The sequence below is a fragment of the Haladaptatus sp. HS23 genome, from assembly GCF_056892285.1.
Window position 1 is genome coordinate 1 of sequence record NZ_JBXGLH010000051.1, and the last position, 1,119, is coordinate 1,119.

Genomic DNA, 1,119 nt, shown 5'->3' on the forward strand with positions numbered 1-1,119 from the left:
CCACGGCGATTGATACCGCTCTCGACCAGCTATCTCTTCCAACAGTGAGCAACTACTTCTAATGTCTACTATAGCTCTATCAGTTCTATCTCTCTTGCGAACGAAGTACACGGAGTAGGGGTTCACGGTCAGTTACACCAAGGGTAAGATCACTTGGTGTACCGATACCAAGTGCGACTTTTAGTAGGTCACTTCTCCAATGGCTACTGGATCTCATCGTAACAGGGACCATTTCATGGGTGTTCACTCAACAATATTTTTGACTGTCCCACGCGTAATTCGTCGTTCTGTCCACACAGAGGTTTATTCGGTGCTATGACGTAGATAGAGTATGGTCTCGCATGTTCTGGTTGCGATGGATGATTCAGAGATGGCGGAGAAAGCACTTCGATATACGCTTGACGTCTATTCAGACGCAGATATTACAGTGTTGACCGTGGTCGGTGAACCCTCTGCCTTGATGGGGAGAGCGACAGCTATTGCGATGGCAGACGATCCTGAAAAGGTAGCACAGGAGCATGCGCAACCGGTACTCGATCGCGCTCATGAAATCGCCGCAGAGTCTGGTGTCGAACTCAATACTGTTGTTCGAGTGGGCCATCCTGCCCGGCAAATTCTCAATCAAACTGAAGACTTTGAAACGGTTATTCTCGGGAGTCATGGAGGGACACTCGCTGACCGCTTGTTTGTTGGCAATGTTGCAGAGACAGTCTTCCGTCGCTCACCAATTCCAGTAACAGTCGTCCGGTAACAGGTTGGCTACTCTATACCGGTTCAAAAACTAATTTTGTATCGCACCATGTGATTTATGAATATCTAAATGGCTATTTTTGAGGGATAGAACGGCTATTACGGTCGATTACACTGGAAGTGGTGGTGTGTGGGGTACTGCCGCTTTTCTCCGTAATGAGAAGTGAAAATCACAGGGTGACTGCCCTCAACTAATTTTAGAACTTACTCCCCGCATAAGCGAGTGAAGCCAATGGACTATTTAGGAATCCATGCGAGAGCGATAGCTGACAATCTGAAGTTAGTACCTCATACTATAGTAGCCGTTAGAAGTAGCTACTCACTTTTGGGACCGAAAGTTGCTCGAGAGCAGTGTCAATCGCTGTTGTT

1 protein-coding gene is annotated in these 1,119 nt (G+C 47.3%); it reads left to right on the top strand.

Annotated elements, in window-relative coordinates:
• Positions 1-331 precede the first annotated feature (331 nt).
• Positions 332-751, top strand: coding sequence for a universal stress protein (locus AC1XDK_RS30750; protein WP_483353827.1), 420 nt, complete (start codon positions 332-334; stop codon positions 749-751).
• Positions 752-1,119: the final 368 nt, after the last annotated feature.